This is a genomic window from Acinetobacter sp. YH1901141 (assembly GCF_013416935.1).
In the GTDB taxonomy this organism is placed as follows: Bacteria; Pseudomonadota; Gammaproteobacteria; order Pseudomonadales; family Moraxellaceae; genus Acinetobacter; species Acinetobacter towneri.
Map to the genome: position 1 here is coordinate 120,767 of NZ_VPEY01000005.1, position 17,619 is coordinate 138,385.

General features: G+C 40.3%; 17 protein-coding genes, 1 tRNA gene and 1 pseudogene. 10 read left to right on the forward strand and 9 right to left on the reverse strand.

Translation table 11 applies throughout. The annotated features are described in order from the left end of the window. Positions 1 to 207 precede the first annotated feature (207 nt). The 3 genes from FTV52_RS04885 to FTV52_RS04895 all read left to right on the forward strand — a co-directional run bounded on the left by FTV52_RS04885 (position 208) and on the right by FTV52_RS04895 (position 1,225). Positions 208 to 510 (forward strand): hypothetical protein, encoded by a 303-nt coding sequence (locus tag FTV52_RS04885; RefSeq protein WP_179990133.1) that lies wholly within the window; start codon positions 208 to 210, stop codon positions 508 to 510. Positions 511 to 627: 117 nt separating this feature from the next. Then, positions 628 to 703, forward strand: a tRNA-Asn gene (locus tag FTV52_RS04890). Between the two features lie 78 nt (positions 704 to 781). Further along, positions 782 to 1,225: a DUF2726 domain-containing protein gene (locus FTV52_RS04895; protein WP_004971902.1), complete on the forward strand. Its 444-nt coding sequence runs from the start codon at positions 782 to 784 to the stop codon at positions 1,223 to 1,225. A 16-nt stretch (positions 1,226 to 1,241) separates the two neighbouring features. Here FTV52_RS04895 and FTV52_RS04900 read toward each other — a convergent pair whose 3' ends face one another. The 4 genes from FTV52_RS04900 to glnA form a co-directional block, all read right to left on the reverse strand. Continuing rightward, positions 1,242 to 1,499 (reverse strand): hypothetical protein, encoded by a 258-nt coding sequence (locus FTV52_RS04900; RefSeq protein WP_096900950.1) that lies wholly within the window; start codon positions 1,497 to 1,499, stop codon positions 1,242 to 1,244. A 198-nt stretch (positions 1,500 to 1,697) separates the two neighbouring features. Continuing rightward, complete coding sequence (ubiA, locus tag FTV52_RS04905; protein WP_131261595.1) at positions 1,698 to 2,576, reverse strand: 4-hydroxybenzoate octaprenyltransferase; 879 nt, start codon at positions 2,574 to 2,576, stop codon at positions 1,698 to 1,700. A gap of 14 nt (positions 2,577 to 2,590) precedes the next feature. Further along, a complete protein-coding gene (locus FTV52_RS04910) occupies positions 2,591 to 3,079 on the reverse strand; it encodes a chorismate lyase (RefSeq protein WP_004971911.1) in 489 nt (162 codons plus the stop codon). Between the two features lie 207 nt (positions 3,080 to 3,286). Next, positions 3,287 to 4,702, reverse strand: coding sequence for a type I glutamate--ammonia ligase (gene glnA / locus FTV52_RS04915; protein ID WP_171287402.1), 1,416 nt, complete (start codon positions 4,700 to 4,702; stop codon positions 3,287 to 3,289). Positions 4,703 to 5,576: 874 nt separating this feature from the next. Here glnA and FTV52_RS04920 point away from each other — a divergent pair. The 5 genes from FTV52_RS04920 to folE all read left to right on the forward strand — a co-directional run bounded on the left by FTV52_RS04920 (position 5,577) and on the right by folE (position 9,401). After that, a complete protein-coding gene (locus FTV52_RS04920) occupies positions 5,577 to 6,161 on the forward strand; it encodes an aminodeoxychorismate/anthranilate synthase component II (protein WP_004971915.1) in 585 nt (194 codons plus the stop codon). A 17-nt stretch (positions 6,162 to 6,178) separates the two neighbouring features. Next, positions 6,179 to 7,225, forward strand: a complete 1,047-nt coding sequence (gene trpD / locus FTV52_RS04925; RefSeq protein WP_004971918.1) for an anthranilate phosphoribosyltransferase — start codon at positions 6,179 to 6,181, stop codon at positions 7,223 to 7,225. 21 nt (positions 7,226 to 7,246) lie between these two features. Beyond that, positions 7,247 to 8,053 carry an indole-3-glycerol phosphate synthase TrpC gene (gene trpC / locus FTV52_RS04930; protein ID WP_104853201.1) on the forward strand — a complete coding sequence of 269 codons (807 nt, stop codon included), beginning with the start codon at positions 7,247 to 7,249 and terminating at the stop codon, positions 8,051 to 8,053. A gap of 16 nt (positions 8,054 to 8,069) precedes the next feature. Further along, positions 8,070 to 8,759, forward strand: coding sequence for a Smr/MutS family protein (locus FTV52_RS04935; RefSeq protein ID WP_096900954.1), 690 nt, complete (start codon positions 8,070 to 8,072; stop codon positions 8,757 to 8,759). Between the two features lie 93 nt (positions 8,760 to 8,852). Further along, positions 8,853 to 9,401, forward strand: a complete 549-nt coding sequence (folE, locus tag FTV52_RS04940) for a GTP cyclohydrolase I FolE (RefSeq protein ID WP_171062567.1) — start codon at positions 8,853 to 8,855, stop codon at positions 9,399 to 9,401. Positions 9,402 to 9,499: 98 nt separating this feature from the next. Here the strand turns inward: folE and FTV52_RS04945 are convergent, their stop codons facing one another. From FTV52_RS04945 to hemE, 5 genes are all read right to left on the reverse strand, one after another. After that, complete coding sequence (locus FTV52_RS04945; RefSeq protein ID WP_104853199.1) at positions 9,500 to 10,855, reverse strand: diguanylate cyclase; 1,356 nt, start codon at positions 10,853 to 10,855, stop codon at positions 9,500 to 9,502. Between the two features lie 105 nt (positions 10,856 to 10,960). Further along, positions 10,961 to 12,910, reverse strand: coding sequence for a DUF4105 domain-containing protein (locus tag FTV52_RS04950; protein WP_179990135.1), 1,950 nt, complete (start codon positions 12,908 to 12,910; stop codon positions 10,961 to 10,963). Between the two features lie 93 nt (positions 12,911 to 13,003). Next, complete coding sequence (locus FTV52_RS04955) at positions 13,004 to 13,474, reverse strand: DUF3015 family protein (RefSeq protein WP_104853198.1); 471 nt, start codon at positions 13,472 to 13,474, stop codon at positions 13,004 to 13,006. A 237-nt stretch (positions 13,475 to 13,711) separates the two neighbouring features. Further along, positions 13,712 to 14,533, reverse strand: a complete 822-nt coding sequence (locus FTV52_RS04960) for a DUF817 family protein (protein WP_179990137.1) — start codon at positions 14,531 to 14,533, stop codon at positions 13,712 to 13,714. 72 nt (positions 14,534 to 14,605) lie between these two features. Next, positions 14,606 to 15,676, reverse strand: a complete 1,071-nt coding sequence (gene hemE / locus FTV52_RS04965; protein ID WP_179990139.1) for a uroporphyrinogen decarboxylase — start codon at positions 15,674 to 15,676, stop codon at positions 14,606 to 14,608. A gap of 271 nt (positions 15,677 to 15,947) precedes the next feature. On the opposite strand from hemE, the gene FTV52_RS04970 reads away from it, so the two are divergent. Then, a complete protein-coding gene (locus tag FTV52_RS04970) occupies positions 15,948 to 17,192 on the forward strand; it encodes a L,D-transpeptidase family protein (protein WP_004971948.1) in 1,245 nt (414 codons plus the stop codon). Positions 17,193 to 17,394: 202 nt separating this feature from the next. Then, positions 17,395 to 17,499: pseudogene (locus tag FTV52_RS04975) on the forward strand (pirin family protein); the annotation flags it as partial. Positions 17,500 to 17,619 lie beyond the last annotated feature (120 nt).

The following is a 17,619-nucleotide window of genomic DNA, read 5'->3' on the forward strand; positions in this document are numbered from 1 at the left end:
AAATCCCACGCAGTATGACGTGGGATTTTTTTTGCAATTTTTATTGTTTTTATAGTGGATATGATGTTCTAAACGAATGGAACAGGCCTCACTCTCCCCTTAAATCAAAATTAAAACCATACAGTGAAGATCGGGCTATCCCCTCTTGTGATGACTCTATTTTTTCGCTAACTTAGGTTCATCAACAACAATAAAACTTGAAAGCCCATGCAAGCGCCTTGGTTAAAATCCCTGATTTTTTGGACAATTCTGATTGTGGTGATTTTTGCAATTTTTCAATGTACGCAAAAATCTGAAAGCAATAAAACTGCTGCGACACTCATGTATGAACGTCTGTATCAATGCAGTCGTGATCTGAACGCACAACAACAAGCCACCTTAAAACAAATTCAAAGCCAAGTGAAAACAGAAATGACTCATCAAGAGATGCTGCAATTAATTAACTTATGTCGTAAAACCAACCCACCACAGACACGCGAAGATTATATAAAAGCCATTCAAGCACTCTAAAAACTGCGTTGAAACAAAGCTAGATGATTATTTTTAAAGCAGTTAATCTATAATTACGGTTTTTTTTCAATTCCAGCTTGACCAAAAACAGATACCCACATAGAATGCGTGTCAGATTCTCCCATAGCTCAGTCGGTAGAGCGACGGACTGTTAATCCGCAGGTCCCTGGTTCGAGCCCAGGTGGGAGAGCCAAAATTCTTAAAAAACCCACGCATTATGACGTGGGTTTTTTATTCCTGCTGTTTAGGGTCTAACGACACCGCATCATCTATGTTTGAATCCAGTCAATCGACTTTCTTGCTTATTGGCAGCTTGGCTAGCCTTGCCCTGTTTATCTTAATTTTTAAGCAATTATTTTTCCCCAAGAAAAACTTTTATCCTAAACCGATGATGACTGCTTTTGAACGCAGAATGTTTATGCGTTTAAAACAAGCTTTTCCTGAGCATCACATCTTGGCACAAGTGGCGTTTAGCGCATTAATCACCAACAACCACTATAAAATTCGTGCGCTGTTTAATCGTAAAGTGACTGATTTTGTGATCTTAAATGCAGAAATGCAGGTCATTGCAATTATAGAGTTAGATGACCCCTCACATATTGGCAAAGAACAGGAAGATGCAGAACGGGATGCAATGTTTCACGAGGCAGGTTATCGCGTTGTCCGATACACCGAGATTCCAAGTATCAGACAACTACAATCAGATTTGAGTTGAAATCATCAACTCGATATTAAGGTGTAGCTTCTGAAGCAGCTTGTGTCTGACCCGCCTGCTTCGCTTGCTGTGCTGCAGCTTCACGCGCTTCAATACGCGCAATAATTTCTGCCTGCTGTTGTTTATATTTTTCCTGATTTTTGGCATCACTATTGACTGCTAAAAATGCCATGCTGACCAAAAAGATAGGAATCAACAAACCTAAGCTTGCCAAGATAATCATCTTTTTTAGACTTGGCTTTTTTTCAGGACTTTGCTGCTCAGACTGTGACATCATATATTCCTATTTCAAACGCATCAAAATGAAGCTCAATATATCAGAATAATGCTGATTGTGCTTTGTGCATAAGTACGCACGTTCTAATGCTCAGTTTAATTTTTAACAGCAAAAATTGATCAGCGATCGAATAAAAAAGCACCTGACCAAACTACCATCAGATGCTTTGCTCAGTTTTTTATCGCACAGAAATATTTACATTAAAGCCAATACGATTCCTGAAAAAATAATCAGCCCTACCCAACGGTTATGACGAAATGCCCAAAAACAGCGTTGCGGGTCTTTATCTTTGGTTTTACTCCATTGGTATATAAAGTCTGCAACCACAACCAGTAATGCCGCTAAACCAAACGGAATCAGTAAATTTTCTAACCACAATGCCGTACCAATCAAAAGTACACTGCCCGCTTGCAACAATGAAATAATTTGAATGTCATAGCGACCAAATAAAATTGCGGTAGATTTCACCCCAATTTTCAAATCATATTCACGGTCTGTAATTGCATATTGAGTGTCATAAGCCACAGTCCACGCCAAATTGCCAAAATACAATAACCAACAAGTAAGATCAGGCGTTGCACCTACAGCGGTATAAGCCATAGGGATAGACCATGAAAATGCCGCTCCCAAGAACACTTGCGGTAAATGAGTGTAGCGTTTCATAAATGGATAAATAAACGCTAAAAATAATGCCCCAAATGACCAATAGAAAGTTTCAATTGGTAAAAATAACAACATGGCTGCGCTTAGTGCAACCAAACCTAAGAATACATAAATGGCTTCTTTGGCACTAATCACACCCGTGGCTAAAGGACGTGTTTTGGTACGCTCTACATGACCATCTACCTTACGGTCAGCAAAGTCATTAATGGCACAGCCTGCAGCGCGCATAAAAATTGTGCCCAGAATCATAGGGATTAATATCCCGATAGACGGCATGCCCTGATTGGCAATCCACAAAGCCCACATCGTTGGCCAAAACACCAGTTCTGTGCCAATTGGTTTATCGAAACGACACAAATAATAATATGCTTCTAAACGTTCACGCCACGTGATCTGCTGTGCCAATGCCATACCAATCTCGTATCTTAATGTTGTTGAATAAATTGCTCAAAACGCGGTAAAAAAGTTTCTTGCACAATAAATTTACAGCCATGCCAAGTATAGCAACTCTGTCGTGTCCAGCCTTCATCGAGCAAAACCACACGCCTTTGACACAACGGATTGGTACGCTGAAATAAAAACCAGCCAATGGGTTTATTGCCAATATGCTGAAATAAACGGGCTTTGCTTTGCAAACTTAGAATCGGAAAAATACTTTTGGCTTTGACCCATGGCTGTTCATCACACCCATATAAATAGCTTTCACGCACCCATGAAGTGTGCCAATGTGGCATTTGCATCCACTGGGCATCTTGTAAATTTAAACGCTGAAAAGATTGCTGCAGTGGTTCAACTTTAAATTGTCCGCCTGCGAGCTGAGTCAGTTGTTGGGTCAAAGAACCTGCTGCATATAGCCATGTTTTTAATTCAGAAGGCAGATTTGCCTGCTTGGGAAAAATAGGCTGTGTTCGCATGTTCCGCCACCTTAACAAGATAGCCTAGTGTAGCCCAAATTTAGGCAAAGTTTTGTGACCGATGGCGCAATTCCCTGCAATTATCCAAAAAAATTAAGCGAATTCTTATATTTTGATAAAATCCATGCCAATTCAAAACCATGATTGCACCATCTAAAACAAAAAACCCGCCGAAGCGGGTTTTTCAAATTTAAGATTTTTGATGTATTACAAGCTGTAGTACATATCAAATTCAACTGGGTGAGTCGTCGTGTTCAAACGACGTACATCTTCAGTTTTCAATTCGATATAAGCATCAAGCATGTCTTTGGTGAATACACCACCTTTTAATAAATAGTCGTGATCTTCTTTCAAAGCATCAAGCGCCATTTCTAGGTTGTGTGCCACAGTTGGGATTTTTGCTTCTTCTTCAGGCGGAAGGTCATACAAGTTTTTATCTGCAGCTTCACCTGGGTGAATCTTGTTTTGAATACCGTCAAGACCCGCCATCAACAATGCCGCAAAACCTAAGTACGGGTTCATCATTGGATCAGGGAAACGCGCTTCAATACGTTTGCCTTTCGGGCTAGACACGTAAGGAATACGAATAGATGCAGAACGGTTACGCGCTGAGTAAGCCAACATAATTGGTGCTTCAAAGTGCGGTACTAAACGCTTATATGAGTTGGTCGATGGGTTAGTCAACGCGTTCAAAGAGCGGGCATGTTTGATAATACCGCCAATGAAGTACAACGCCATTTCTGACAAACCTGCGTATTCATCGCCTGCGAATAAGTTTTTGCCATCTTTAGAGATAGACATGTGTACGTGCATACCTGAACCGTTATCGCCTACCATTGGTTTAGGCATAAAGGTTGCAGTTTTTGCATATTGATGCGCAACGTTCCAAACTGCATATTTGAACTGTTGCACTTCGTCAGCCTTACGCACCATAGTATTGAAGCTCACACCAATTTCTAACTGGCAAGATGCAACTTCATGGTGATGTACTTCTACACGACCAGGCCCCATGATTTCTTCAATTTTTGCACACATATCTGCACGCATATCTTGAGAAGAATCTACTGGTGGTACTGGGAAATAACCGCCTTTCACACGTGGACGGTGACCTGAGTTACCAGCTTCGTAGTCTTTACCTGTAGACCATGCAGCTTCTTCAGCGATTAATGTGTGGCGCGCGCCAGACATATCGATGTCCCATTTTACTTCGTCAAATACAAAGAATTCTGGTTCTGGGCCAAAGAAAGCAGTATCACCAATACCTGTCGATTTTAAATATTCTTCAGCACGGCGAGCAATAGAGCGTGGATCGCGGTCATAGCCTTGACCTGTCGATGGTTCGATAACATCACACGTTACAACCACTGTTGGTTCTGCAAAGAACGGGTCAATAAAACCTGTGTTGGCATCTGGGCGTAAGATCATGTCTGATGCTTCGATTCCTTTCCAGCCTTCAATTGAAGAACCATCAAACATTTTACCGTCTTCAAAGGTATCTTCATCGATACTGTCTGCAGGATAAGTTACGTGCTGCTCTTTACCCTTAGTATCTGTAAAGCGGAAATCGACCCATTTTGCACCACTTTCTTGGATGAGTTGAAGGACCTTGTTCGCCATGCTCATTTTGCTCCGATGTTTTTTGTTGCACCCGAAAGTGCGTGTTAGTAGTTGGCAGTTATTAAGCAATTAGCGTACCAACTTTTAAAAGCAAAGCTAAAACCATGAATTCCGTATGAGAATACATCATTTAAAAAAATTACTTTGTCTCTATTATACTGTCAGAAATACGATTTGCACCATATTCAAACACTGTTCATTTGATTTGATTTAAAACTGCAAAACATAGCACCATTTTAGTGCATTTATGTTTTATTTCTGTTGAATTGTAGATCAAAAAATAGCTCAAACAGTATCTATGCAAGTATTTTGCTGTGCCGTACTTTCATTGAGCAATGCAAATTATTCAACAATATTAAACAACACTTTATTTTTTATTGAGCAAAAATAATAAGATCGTTTAAAAATCCTAAATCTGTATTCTTTTCGAGCAAGCTGATTGAAAATACCTTTACTACACATTTGTATTTTCTATCGAAGTTTTGCAATCAAACTGCCTGACGTGAACCGCTAATAACATGCGCCATGATGCTACTTTTTAGCGCATTTTTTACGTTATCTATAAGTGTGAAGCTAAAATATGACTGCTGAATGACCCTGCTTGATCAAGTGATCATTTCTTTCAGATCAAACTTGAACAATGTGTAATAAGCTTTGAAAATCTATGAACTGGTGAATGCGCTGATAAGCTTTAACAGGGATTATCATATAAATAGTCCGCAGAAAATGCTTATTATTTGCTATGATGATAAGTGCTTTCTTATTCCACCTTCTTTTCGACAAGAAAAATAAAGTCCTTTCTCATTATAGGCGCAGGAATAAAGCAAATTATCTCAGACTCTTTAGCACTTAAAGTGTTCAATTTTCAATAGGTTAGCTCATGCTTTTAATGATCGATAACTATGACTCTTTTACCTACAACATCGTCCAGTATTTTGGCGAGTTAAATCAGGAAGTAAAAGTCGTTCGTAATGATGCCGTGACATTAGAAGATATTGAGCGATGGCAACCCAAGTATTTGGTGATTGGCCCAGGCCCTTGTTCTCCATCTGAAGCAGGGATTTCTATTCCTGCAATTCAGCATTTTGCAGGCAAAATTCCATTACTGGGCGTGTGTTTAGGACACCAAAGTATAGGACAAGCCTTTGGTGGAAACATTGTGCGCGCTAAAACCGTGATGCATGGTCGTTTATCGGATATGTACCACAGCAACACAGGTATTTTTAGCAATCTGCCTTCACCATTTTCTGCAACCCGTTACCACTCGTTGGTAATTGATCAAGCAACCTTGCCAGATTGTCTGGAAGTGACATGCTGGACCAAAGAAGCAGATGGTTCGATGGAAGAAATTATGGGCGTGAAGCACAAAACTTTGCCTGTTGAAGGCGTGCAATTTCACCCCGAATCGATCCTGAGCCAACACGGTCATCAAATCTTTAAAAACTTTTTGGAAATTTACGCATAATGAGCGAGTCAAATCACATGAATATTCAACAAGCACTCAACCATATTACAAAACAAATTCACCTGACTCAGCCTCAAATGGAAGATGTGATGCGCGCGATTATGTCGGGCGAAGCAACAGACGCTCAAATTGGTGCATTGATGATGGGCTTACGCTTAAAAGGCGAAAGCATTGATGAAATTACTGCTGCTGCACGTGTAATGCGTGAATTTGCCATCAAAATTGATGTCAGCGATATTCCTTACCTCGTAGATATTGTTGGTACAGGTGGCGATGGTCAAAACCTATTTAACGTATCTACCGCCTCTTCCTTTGTCATTGCAGCTGCAGGTGCAACCATTGCCAAACACGGTAACCGTGGGGTTTCAACCAAATCAGGCTCATCTGACTTACTTGAGCAAGCAGGCATTAATCTTGATTTAAACATGCAACAAACTGAACGCTGTATTCGTGAAATGGGCGTAGGTTTCTTGTTTGCACCGAATCATCACAAAGCCATGAAATATGCGGTTACCCCGCGTAAAGAGTTGGGTATTCGCAGTATTTTCAACTTGCTTGGGCCATTGACTAACCCTGCGGGTGTAAAGCGTTTTGTCATTGGGGTGTTTAGCAATGAATTGTGCCGCCCGATTGCAGAAGTGATGAAACAGCTCGGTGCTGAGCATGTCATGGTGGTGCATTCTAAAGATGGTTTAGATGAAATTAGCCTTGCTTCGAGCACTTATGTTGCAGAACTCAAAGATGGTGAAATTACCGAATGGGAACTTACCCCTGAAAGCGTGGGAATTGAATCTCAAACTTTAACAGGACTGATTGTAGAAAACTCTGCTGAAAGCTTGAGTTTGATTAAAGATGCTTTAGGCAAAAACAAATCAGACAAAGGCGAAAAAGCGGCCAATATGATTGCACTCAATGCGGGTGCGGGTATCTATGTTTCGGGTCTAACTACAAGCTACAAACAAGGTGTCGCTTTGGCACATGACATTATTTATGGTGGACAAGCTTTGGAAAAAATGGGCGTGTTGTCTGAATTTACCAAAACGCTCAAACAGTACGAAGCATAAAGCAAATCAGGAAGGTGCATCATGGTGGATATTAGCAATACCATTTTAGGTAAAATTGTAGAACGTAAAAAAGAAGAGTTTGCCGAGCGTTTAAAACAACGCAGTTATGCAGACCTAGAACAATTGGCACGTGCAGCAACACCTGCACGTGGCTTTGCACAAGCCTTGCATAACAAACGCCCAGCGGTGATTGCGGAAATTAAAAAAGCATCACCATCTAAAGGCATTATTCGTGAAAACTTTGACCCTGCCGAAATTGCACAGCAATATGAAGCCGCAGGCGCAGCCTGTTTATCTGTGCTGACTGATGTCGATTTCTTTCAGGGTGCAGATGAAAATATTCAGATTGCCCGTTCACACTGTAACTTGCCTGCTCTGCGTAAAGATTTCTTGATTGATCCGTATGGTGTGGTAGAAGCACGTGCCTTACACGCAGACTGTGTGTTATTGATTGTGTCTTGCCTATCTGACCAACAGTTGGAAGAAATGTCGGAAACGGCTTTTGAACATCACTTAGATGTGTTGGTTGAAGTGCATGATGAAAATGAATTGGAACGTGCTTTGAATCTTTCAGAGCGTTGTATTTTAGGGGTCAATAACCGAAATTTAAAAACCTTTGAAGTCGATTTAAACACCTCATTGCGTTTAAAAAACTTGTTGCCGCCTGCGCGTTTATTGGTCACTGAAAGTGGTATCGCCACACCAGAAGATGTCCGCATGATGCAAGACCATGAGATTCACAGTTTCTTGGTCGGTGAAAGTTTTATGAAACAAGCACGTCCTGACCATGCCTTTACGGCACTGTTTGGTCAGCCTGAAAATCTATAATCCAATTTGAAATACCATGAGTAAACATGATTCTTCGCTTTCTAAAGAACAGTACAATTTACTGAAATCTTTTAAAAAGCAAATCACTCAGCCTCATACTTCAAGCATTGCTAAGCCGTCTGAACCCAAAGTTCTGACGCCTGAGCAACAACAGGAAGATGATCTCGCATTGTTTCGTCAGCAAATGCAAGGCGTTCAAAAAATGGATGCAGGCAATATTGTAAAAATCGAACACACTGCCAAGAAAAAACCAGATGCTCAAACGCTGGCCAAACGTGCAGCAGCCATAGGGCCTATGGAAACCGATGACACCTTGCTGTCCGATACGCAAGCCATGCTTAACCCTGTGGGCAGCCAAGCTTCGCTGAGCTATCGCATTGCAACTTTGCAACATAAAGTCTTTGAAGATTTAAAAGCAGGCAACTTACGCTGGTTTGAAGCTGTTGATTTGCACGGTTGTACGGTAGAAGAAGCGCGGGTAGCCGTTTTGCAAATCATTCAAATGGCTAAAGATGAAAACCAGAACGTGATTAAAATTGTGCATGGCAAAGGCCCTGAAGCCATTTTAAAAACTTATGTAAATGGCTGGCTGCGTCAGCATCGTGATGTTTTGGCTTTTGTGAGTGCGCCTGAAAAACAAGGTGGCACTGGTGCAGTTTTAGTGTTGCTTAAACGCAGCGAAAAGAACCCAAAGTTTAAACAGTAATCGGTTTCATCTTTTAAACAAGGCATTGCAATAGTTTTCTGTTACAATGCCGACCTTGTTCAATATCAGTGTAAGTGAACACGTCTTATGTCTATGCAGCAATCCTACGCAAACATCCTAACCGCCGTTGGTGAAGATCTTAATCGTCCAGGTCTAAAAGATACGCCGATGCGTGCTGCTAAAGCTTTTTCGTATTTAACTTCGGGCTATAGCCAAACCTTAGCCGAAGTGACCAATAATGCCGTATTTCCATCCGACAACCGTGAAATGGTCTTGGTGAAAAATATTGAGTTCTACTCACTGTGTGAACATCATTTATTGCCATTTTATGGTCGCGTGCATATCGCCTATTTACCTGAAGGTAATGTTTTAGGCTTGTCTAAATTTGCCCGTATTACCGAAATGTTTGCACGTCGTTTGCAAATTCAGGAAAATCTGACTCAGCAAATTGCGGAAGCTGTGGCTGAAGTGACCAAAGCACGCGGTGTTGCTGTGGTGATTGATTCAGCCCATATGTGCATGATGATGCGCGGTGTAGGCAAACAGGAATCGACCACACGTACCGTATCTTTTGTAGGTGACTTTAAAACAGATAAAGAAGCCCGTCGTGAATTTTTAAGTGCGGTGCCTGAGAGTTTTTAAATTGTGGCTAAGTTCCTCAATCAAATAAAAAATCCCGAAATTTATGTTCGGGATTTTTGGGTTTTAGATTAAAAAATTAGCTTGATACATCTTCAGATTCAACCTACAGACACATTGTTGCGTCCATTATTTTTTGCCATATACAAGGCTTTATCCACTTCTTCAAAAAAACGTTGATAGTCTGGATGCCCATCATATTCATGCACACCTATACTAATGGTAAAGTTAAATTCTTCACCTGTTGATGTTTTTAATGTGGCTTTTTCGACACGTTTACGAATATTTTCAGCGACTACCAAGGCACGATCAATGGTGGTATCAATCTGTAACAGTAAAAATTCTTCGCCGCCAATTCGGAAGGCATAGTCACTGCCTTTTGCATATTGCAAAATCACATCAGCTAAAAACTGTAATGCATCATCTCCTGCTGCATGTCCATAACGGTCATTGATTGATTTAAAATGATCGGCATCTATCGCCAACAATGTTAAAGGCGAATTATTTTTTCGTGAAAAATTAATTTCACGGGACACGATGGTATTTAAATAACGGCGGTTGAGCAGTTGAGTTAAGGCATCATTGCCTGAATTGATATATTCAGACACCTGAAAAATTTGATCGACTAAATGCAAAATTTCACGATTCTTGGCACGAATGGATTGAATCATTTCAATTGCCTGTGCCTGACTTTCACATTGACCAATTTTCTGAATTAATTCATCCACCTGATAAATAAATTCAGTAATAGTTTGTACTTGTTCCGAACTTGAAAATGCATAAGCCGCTTTATGAATAAACCATAAACCAAATTCTGTTTTAGATAAAATCGGTTGCGTCATTTTGGTGTGATCGGACACCACCTGAAACATCAGTTCATTTTCCCAATCCAGCAAAGTTCCGCGTTGTCGATCTTTGTGCACGGCAACATCTTGCATGGCAGAAAATAAGCGATAGGTATGTTTCATATCATTATGTACTTCGACCTTCATTTCATAAGATCGGCACATAATTTCTGTGGCAAAGCATAAAATTTGGCTTAAATAATTAAACTGATTTAAGTTGCTATTGGCTTCTGTTGCAAAAAACTCAAAAGCCTTTTTTATAATAACGCGCACACCACGAATAATCAGCCAAGATGGAATTTGTACACGTGCATGCACATCGCCCACTTTAAATTGCTTTTCTACAATCTCGTTATAATTGTGTTGAAACGGAACTTCAAAACTGGAAATTAGCCACTGATATAAAGAGTTTTTTAAGCGATTCTTCACCATCTCTGCAGACAAAAATTCTGTCGCATGTTCTTCAAGCAACATTTGCTGATAGAACTCGATCACAAAATCTTCTGCATGTGCTTGAATAAACTGGAATGTCGCTTGCAAATCTTCTGGCTTAAATTGCTCGCAAATTGACTTCCATTGCTCTGCAAGCTCATGCGTACACTCTTGATACATCCACAACAACCCAGCCAAAAGAAACTGCTAAATTTTAACGGGTTTCACCAGCAACTCAACTTGTTTAGCTGGTTTTTTACAATTCAGTATAAATTCAACAGCTCTTTAAAAAAAATGCACATAGCCTAAACTGGTCTTGTTCCAGTCCTGTTTGTCCTGTTGTTGATATTCCCAACCCAATCGCAACACATGCTGCGGGTTGAGTACATATTGCAACTGGCTGTTCAGCTTAAATTGCCATTGGTGACGATCTTCCCAATACGGTAATTCAAGCTGAACCAAACTATTCATGCGTGCTGACCAGATATTTTGACAACCCAGTGTTGGGCCAATTCCAACACGCCAGCCTTTGTCTAAAGCCTTACCCGCTTGCACATGATTTTGAATTTGCACATAACACAAATGTTCACGCGCTTGATTAGCCACGCTATAACCAAACTGTGTTTTTAAACTTAAAACACCATGCTGTTCCGTTTCGCTAAAAGCCCCGTGCGAATTCAGGGCTTCTTGCTGCCAACCCAAATTAAAGCCCCAACTAAGTGGTGTTTTAAATGCGGTCATTGGGTTATAAGAGTTCACCGAGAGTAAATCTAACTGATTCAGTTTTAAGCGGTCTTCACGATATTGCACAGAAGCTTCTAAAAAGTTGAGTTGCGTCCCTGTACGAAAACCACCTTGCGGATCAAGTAAGTCATGGTAAGCCTGTCGATGACTCAACTCTACAAAATGCTCGCCTTGCACCTCGCCAGTACGCACAGCAAAGCTTCGTGCATGATGCCCCTGCACAGGATCGACCTGAGGGCGTGCGACATCCTGACGTTGTTTTTCTAAATTGATCTGACTTCTTAAACTTAAAATTTGTCTCAGTCGCGGTTGTGCAATTTTGGCTTCAATTTTGCGTCCAATCAGTTTCAGATACAAATCGTCATAAGCCATTTCCAGAATTTTAGCTTGATCGATTTGGCTGTGATTTTGCAAAACTGCCGCCACATTTTCAGGTTCTGCTTCGGCCACTTGATGGGCAGTTTTTGCCAACGCTGTGCCATGTTGTCTAGCTTGCGCCAATAACTGAGTTTCCAAAGCAGGACGATAGACAACATCTGCCACTAAATTTTCCTGCTCTACAGCTTTTAGTGTTTCAATTGGAATAGATGCGACTCTAAACTGCTGCTGTAAATTCAGCTCAGGGCGCACCAAATCCATTAAACCCAATAAGCGATAGGCACAATTATCACTGATAAAATAATACGGAAATTGCACATGCTTCATTTCCCAAATGTGCTGCACTAAAAATGTGGTTTCCTGCTCATTCAGTGCCAGTTCATATTCCCACAAATCTCGGCTTTCTAAATCGCCATATTCTTTTACTTTGCGGTAATACGGCATCAGTGAATATTCACCCGGATATTGCCCTGTAAGTCCTTTCCATGCATAAGACCAACCTTCGCTGCCCGTTACCGTTGCTGCATAATTGACAGCATAAGAAATTAAATTCAGTTGTTTTTGATCTTTTGGGTCTAAGCGCAATAAAGTATGCCCAAACATAGAACTTGGATTGCCCATAAAGTCTGTGGCATAAATCAGCACTGCTTTATAAGGTTTAATTTGTCCAATCCATTCGTCCAATTCAGGACATTGCACCTGTGCCAAATCTTGTTGAGGAATTTGTAATTGTTCAATTAACCAGCGGCTACGTGCAGGAAATTTACACTGCACCGATTGATTGGCAGGCGCTGTTTCAAATAATGCCTGCACATTGCGAAGTAACTCTTGGTTTAAATTGCTTCCGCCTTGTTCCGACACAAAATAGCCTGCATATTGCACTTCACTTTTGCCTTGCTGCGCATACATTAAACGCTGCCAAGTCACCTGTTCTGCCAAGTGTAGGTCTTTGGCTTTTTGCACATAATGTGCGGAAGATATTGCTAATTTATTTGTATTTTGTACTGTAGAAGTGGCTGTAAGTGGCTGAATCTGTATTGGAGATATTTCAGGAGATAACGCAAAAACCGTAGGAGATAAAAAAACTAAACTACTTAAAATAATGGATTTCATGGACATTTTATAAATTTTATATACATATTCAGGCTTAAACGTATTCTTGTGCTATAAAAAAGCCCTGCGAATAATGCAGGGCTTTATTCAAACTTAAACGTATGCTTTTAAAACGTCATCATTCGCCATCACGCTCTGTAAAGATGCCAATACTTCTAAAGAAGTCTGGTTTTCTGCAGAATAAATAGATGCAAAGTTTTGCTTAGAAACCGCAAAGAAATGTGCTTTATCTTCTGCTTTAATGCTTAATAATTCAGCCAATACGTTCAAGCTTTCGCCTTCACCAACTGCCATATCGCGTGCCAATGTTTCAGCATTTTCATTGGTAAATGTCACAACTTGTGCAGTTACTGTACCTGTACCGCTACAACCTAAAGTACCAAATGTGATACCAAACAATTGGTTTGCAAAAATACCGTTTGTAGTTGCTGCTAAAATTTTTGCAACTTTGCCAGACTGACCTGCCCAAACTTGAGAACCGATACCACAACCTGCATCACGGTCTGCAAATGCTGCTGTAGAACCCACTGCCAAGACAGCAGCCAATGCTAATTTTTTAATCATCGCCTTACTCCAGAGATTTATTATTCGAAAAATTATGCTTCGAATCGTTATTCTTTATTGCTATGTGTAATTTTTATTACACTATTTTAAGATAGCGAGATGTCACTCAGAAGGCAAAACATTTATCACAAAATCAGGCATTATTTTTGTGCATTTTTGTAGCGTCGATTGGTTTTTAGCTTAAAGATTGGTCTTAAATTTGAAAATAGATTTTAGTGTTGAAGATAGCATTTAGATTTACAGCTGCTGTTGATCCTCAGTTTTCAGTGTCCACTGCCCTTCTGCATCGCGATAACCCAAAATTTTCATGACCAGAACCAGACTCAGTAACAGCAATAAATACCAAGAACCGAGTTTGCCCCAGCCGACCATGTGCCACGCATCGACCTGACTTGGATACAACCATATTTGATAAAAGGTGCTAATGTTTTCTGCGACCCAAATAATAAAAGCCAAAAGCATCAATACAGGCAACATTGGCAGTTGTAATTGAGACCGTTGTAATTGAAAACGAATTTTGGTTTTCCAGAAAATTACGACACTCCAAGCAAATAAGCAATAACGAATATCGGGGATAAAAAACTTGCTCATGAAGTTGATATAAGACAACACTGCCAAAGCCAACATATTGCTAAAAGTCGGCAAATTCAGCAAAGATACCCGATACAAACGCAAAGAACGCGCAAAGAAACTGCCAACTGCAGAATACATAAAGCCTGCAAAAAGCGGTACGGTCATAATTTTAAAGACAGCAGGTTGAGGATATTGCCACGATGCAATTTGTGGATGGGTTAAAAAAATTTCCATGATCATCGCCAAAATGTGAAACAAGGCGATGACTTTGGCTTCTGCCCAAGATTCTAGTTTTAAATATAAAAGACAAACTTGAATAATTAAGGCATAAAACAATAAATAGTCGTAACGGAAAAATCCGAAATATTCCTGGCTACCCATTGATGCAGTGAGTGCAAATGCAATCAGCAATAAAATTCCAAATAAGGCAGCCGAAGCTGCCTTAGTCGAAAACTCAAGTCCTGACTTTAACCATGTTATCCACATGATCTGACAACCTGACCGAAGCTGAGATTACACCTATACATCTACAAATGATCCATCTATATCATTGTGCGATTATAGATATTTGGCACTGTATTCATGTACCGTGTCGATAAATACTTTAGGACGTTCAGGGTCTACCCACTGGGTAATACCATGCCCTAAGTTGGCTACATAACCTGTTTTTTCACCATTGGCATAGGCATCATCCAGCATCGAACGTGTTGCTTTGGCAATTGCTTCAGGTGAACCGTACAAAGTGGCTGGGTCTAAGTTACCCTGCAATGCGGCACGACCACTCACCGTTTGACGTGCGACATTTAACGGTGTTGTCCAGTCCAGACCAAAAGCATCTGCACCTGTTGCAATCATTGGCTCCAGCCATTGACCGCCACCTTTGGTAAATAAAATAACAGGGATTTTACGTCCATCTTTTTCACGTTGCAGACCTGACACAATTTTCTGCATATAGTGGAGTGAAAATTCAAGATATTCACGATGGGCCAATGCACCGCCCCAACTATCAAAAATTTGTACTGCCTGTGCGCCTGCATCAATTTGTGCATTTAAGTATTCGGTCACTGCATCGGCCAAACGGTCTAATAGTGCATGTAAAACTTCAGGCTGTGCGTACATCATGTTTTTGGTGAAACGGAAATCTTTGCTTGAACCACCTTCAACCATATACGTTGCCAAAGTCCATGGACTACCTGAAAAACCAATTAAAGGCACTTGTCCGCCCAAAGCAGAACGAATGGTCGATACTGCATTCATGACATAGTCTAAGTCTGACTTGGCATTAAATTTAGGTAAATTGGCAACGTCTTGCTCGGTACGCACCGTTTTATGAAACTTTGGCCCTTCGCCTACTTCAAAATACAGACCTAAGCCTAATGCATCGGGTACAGTTAAAATATCTGAAAATAAAATCGCAGCATCTAATTCATAACGACGCAAAGGCTGTAAAGTCACTTCACAGGCAAATTCAGTATTTTTGCATAGAGAAAGAAAATCTCCTGCCTGCGCACGTGTAGCACGATATTCTGGTAAATAACGTCCTGCCTGACGCATCATCCATACGGGCGTGCAATCTACTGGCTCACGTAATAAGGCACGAAGAAAACGATCATTTTTTAAGGTCGTCATTTACTTTCCCAACTCATTTTCAATCTTGCAGCCATCATATCAAAAAGGTTGAAGTTTTAATAACTTCATTTCTTGCTCGTCTTTTCAGCCTATTCTAAGTGTTCAAATTCAGCTTACGTTTATGTGAAATACATCACACAAACAAAAGTCACTGTAAAATTGGGGTTATCTTGCATATTTACACAAAACAACTACTGCATCTCCTTAGTTTTTCTGCAATACTTGGCTAGTTTTTATCTATGTAAATGAATAATTCTCAAGGTTGAATTACATGTTGGTTCGCACAATACTCGCAATGAGTTTAAGTTGCATTTTTGCAGGGACTACTTTTGCTGCATCTACTGCTGAACAACCGTTAAATCCACAAGTGATTAGCAATACCGCTATTGAAGATCCGATTGATCCTTTAGCGACAGAAGCATCGGCTGCACAAAATAATCTAAATGCAACAGACACTGCTATTACGCAACAAGAACAAAATGATTTAAATAAGGCTTCAAAAACCTTAGATGATCTACACAAAACTGAAGATACCACTGCCGATGTAGGCACTGCACCAACAAAAAGCTCTGCAAGCCAAACTGCTACATCCAACACAGCAGCACCAAAAGCTTCATGGACTTTAGATGGTTTAAATAATGCCACTTGGTATGAAAATATTGGTAAAGGTCAGTTCCCTGTGTATGCACGTGCACACGTGATGCTGAACAATTCACATGCTTCTCCAGGTGCAATTGATGGCACTAGTGGTAAGAACACCCTAAAAGCAATTGCATCATTCCAGCAAATGAATGGCATTAGCCCAACGGGTATTTTAACCAAAGAAACTTGGGATGCGTTGGTTGCACGTCAAGGTTCACGTCCTGCATTTGTAGAATACACGGTTACTGAAGCGGACTTAAAAGGTCCTTATGCGAAATCTATTCCGCATGACTATGCAGAACAAGCCAAAATGAAAGGCTTGTACTACACCCGCGTAAGTGAAATGTTAGGTGAAAAATTCCACATGGATGAAAATTTCTTAAAGAAATTAAATCCGAATGCAACATTTAATAAAGTGGGTGAAAAGTTATTGGTGACCAACGTTCGCAATGACTTACCTGAAGACATTCACCTGATTGTGGCGCACAAAGGTGCAAAACAACTGTATTTGTTCAACAAACAAAACCAAATGGTCGGCTCATTCCCAGCAACCATTGGCAGTGCAGATACTCCATCGCCAACAGGTACTTATAAAGTGACAGGTGTTGCACCAAACCCATGGTACAGCTATTCACCAAGTAACTTTATTCAGGGCAAAAACTTAAAACCGCTGTCTTTACCACCAGGCCCTAACGGCCCTGTGGGGAATATCTGGATTGGTTTAAGTAAAAAATCATTCGGTATTCACGGCACACCAAACCCATCGACCATTTCAAAAACGGCGTCGCATGGTTGTATCCGTTTAACCAACTGGGATGCAAACGATTTAGGTCGTAAAGTACGTTCTGGCGTGACTGTAAAATTCCTTGAATAATCAGTGATCGCTTTAAACCGCAAAAGACCCACGTTTTTACGTGGGTTTTTTAATGCCGCGATAAAACTCTAAAATGTCTAGGTTCTGCAAAAAATCTACACATGTTGCAATTTTAGAACGGCATGTTGCAGTTCGCCTCTAGGTCGGCTGCGGTGAAAAGATTAAGATGAGTTCAAGTTAAAAAAATGATAGGAGCATTATCATGAATGCTTATTTACACCGTAGTGAAGATCGTGGTCATGTGAAAATGGGGTGGTTAGACACCAAACATAGTTTCTCTTTTGGTAATTGGTATAACCCGAAATATAGCTAAATACTAAATAAATCATTACAGTAATCTTTAAACAATTTATCAATATCTTTAACTCTAAATTTATTGCGAATCATTTTTACTCGTGACCACATTTTTTCTATAGGATTTAAGTCC

What these genes read in the sequence shown, in the direction of transcription:
- FTV52_RS04885 (WP_179990133.1), top strand. Translation starts at nt 208, where the DNA reads ATGCAAGCGCCTTGGTTAAAATCCCTGATTTTTTGGACAATTCTGATT.
- FTV52_RS04895 (WP_004971902.1), top strand. Translation starts at nt 782, where the DNA reads ATGTTTGAATCCAGTCAATCGACTTTCTTGCTTATTGGCAGCTTGGCT.
- FTV52_RS04900 (WP_096900950.1), bottom strand. Translation starts at nt 1,499, where the DNA reads ATGTCACAGTCTGAGCAGCAAAGTCCTGAAAAAAAGCCAAGTCTAAAA.
- ubiA (WP_131261595.1), bottom strand. Translation starts at nt 2,576, where the DNA reads ATGGCATTGGCACAGCAGATCACGTGGCGTGAACGTTTAGAAGCATAT.
- FTV52_RS04910 (WP_004971911.1), bottom strand. Translation starts at nt 3,079, where the DNA reads ATGCGAACACAGCCTATTTTTCCCAAGCAGGCAAATCTGCCTTCTGAA.
- glnA (WP_171287402.1), bottom strand. Translation starts at nt 4,702, where the DNA reads ATGAGCATGGCGAACAAGGTCCTTCAACTCATCCAAGAAAGTGGTGCA.
- FTV52_RS04920 (WP_004971915.1), top strand. Translation starts at nt 5,577, where the DNA reads ATGCTTTTAATGATCGATAACTATGACTCTTTTACCTACAACATCGTC.
- trpD (WP_004971918.1), top strand. Translation starts at nt 6,179, where the DNA reads ATGAATATTCAACAAGCACTCAACCATATTACAAAACAAATTCACCTG.
- trpC (WP_104853201.1), top strand. Translation starts at nt 7,247, where the DNA reads ATGGTGGATATTAGCAATACCATTTTAGGTAAAATTGTAGAACGTAAA.
- FTV52_RS04935 (WP_096900954.1), top strand. Translation starts at nt 8,070, where the DNA reads ATGAGTAAACATGATTCTTCGCTTTCTAAAGAACAGTACAATTTACTG.
- folE (WP_171062567.1), top strand. Translation starts at nt 8,853, where the DNA reads ATGCAGCAATCCTACGCAAACATCCTAACCGCCGTTGGTGAAGATCTT.
- FTV52_RS04945 (WP_104853199.1), bottom strand. Translation starts at nt 10,855, where the DNA reads ATGTATCAAGAGTGTACGCATGAGCTTGCAGAGCAATGGAAGTCAATT.
- FTV52_RS04950 (WP_179990135.1), bottom strand. Translation starts at nt 12,910, where the DNA reads ATGAAATCCATTATTTTAAGTAGTTTAGTTTTTTTATCTCCTACGGTT.
- FTV52_RS04955 (WP_104853198.1), bottom strand. Translation starts at nt 13,474, where the DNA reads ATGATTAAAAAATTAGCATTGGCTGCTGTCTTGGCAGTGGGTTCTACA.
- FTV52_RS04960 (WP_179990137.1), bottom strand. Translation starts at nt 14,533, where the DNA reads ATGTGGATAACATGGTTAAAGTCAGGACTTGAGTTTTCGACTAAGGCA.
- hemE (WP_179990139.1), bottom strand. Translation starts at nt 15,676, where the DNA reads ATGACGACCTTAAAAAATGATCGTTTTCTTCGTGCCTTATTACGTGAG.
- FTV52_RS04970 (WP_004971948.1), top strand. Translation starts at nt 15,948, where the DNA reads ATGTTGGTTCGCACAATACTCGCAATGAGTTTAAGTTGCATTTTTGCA.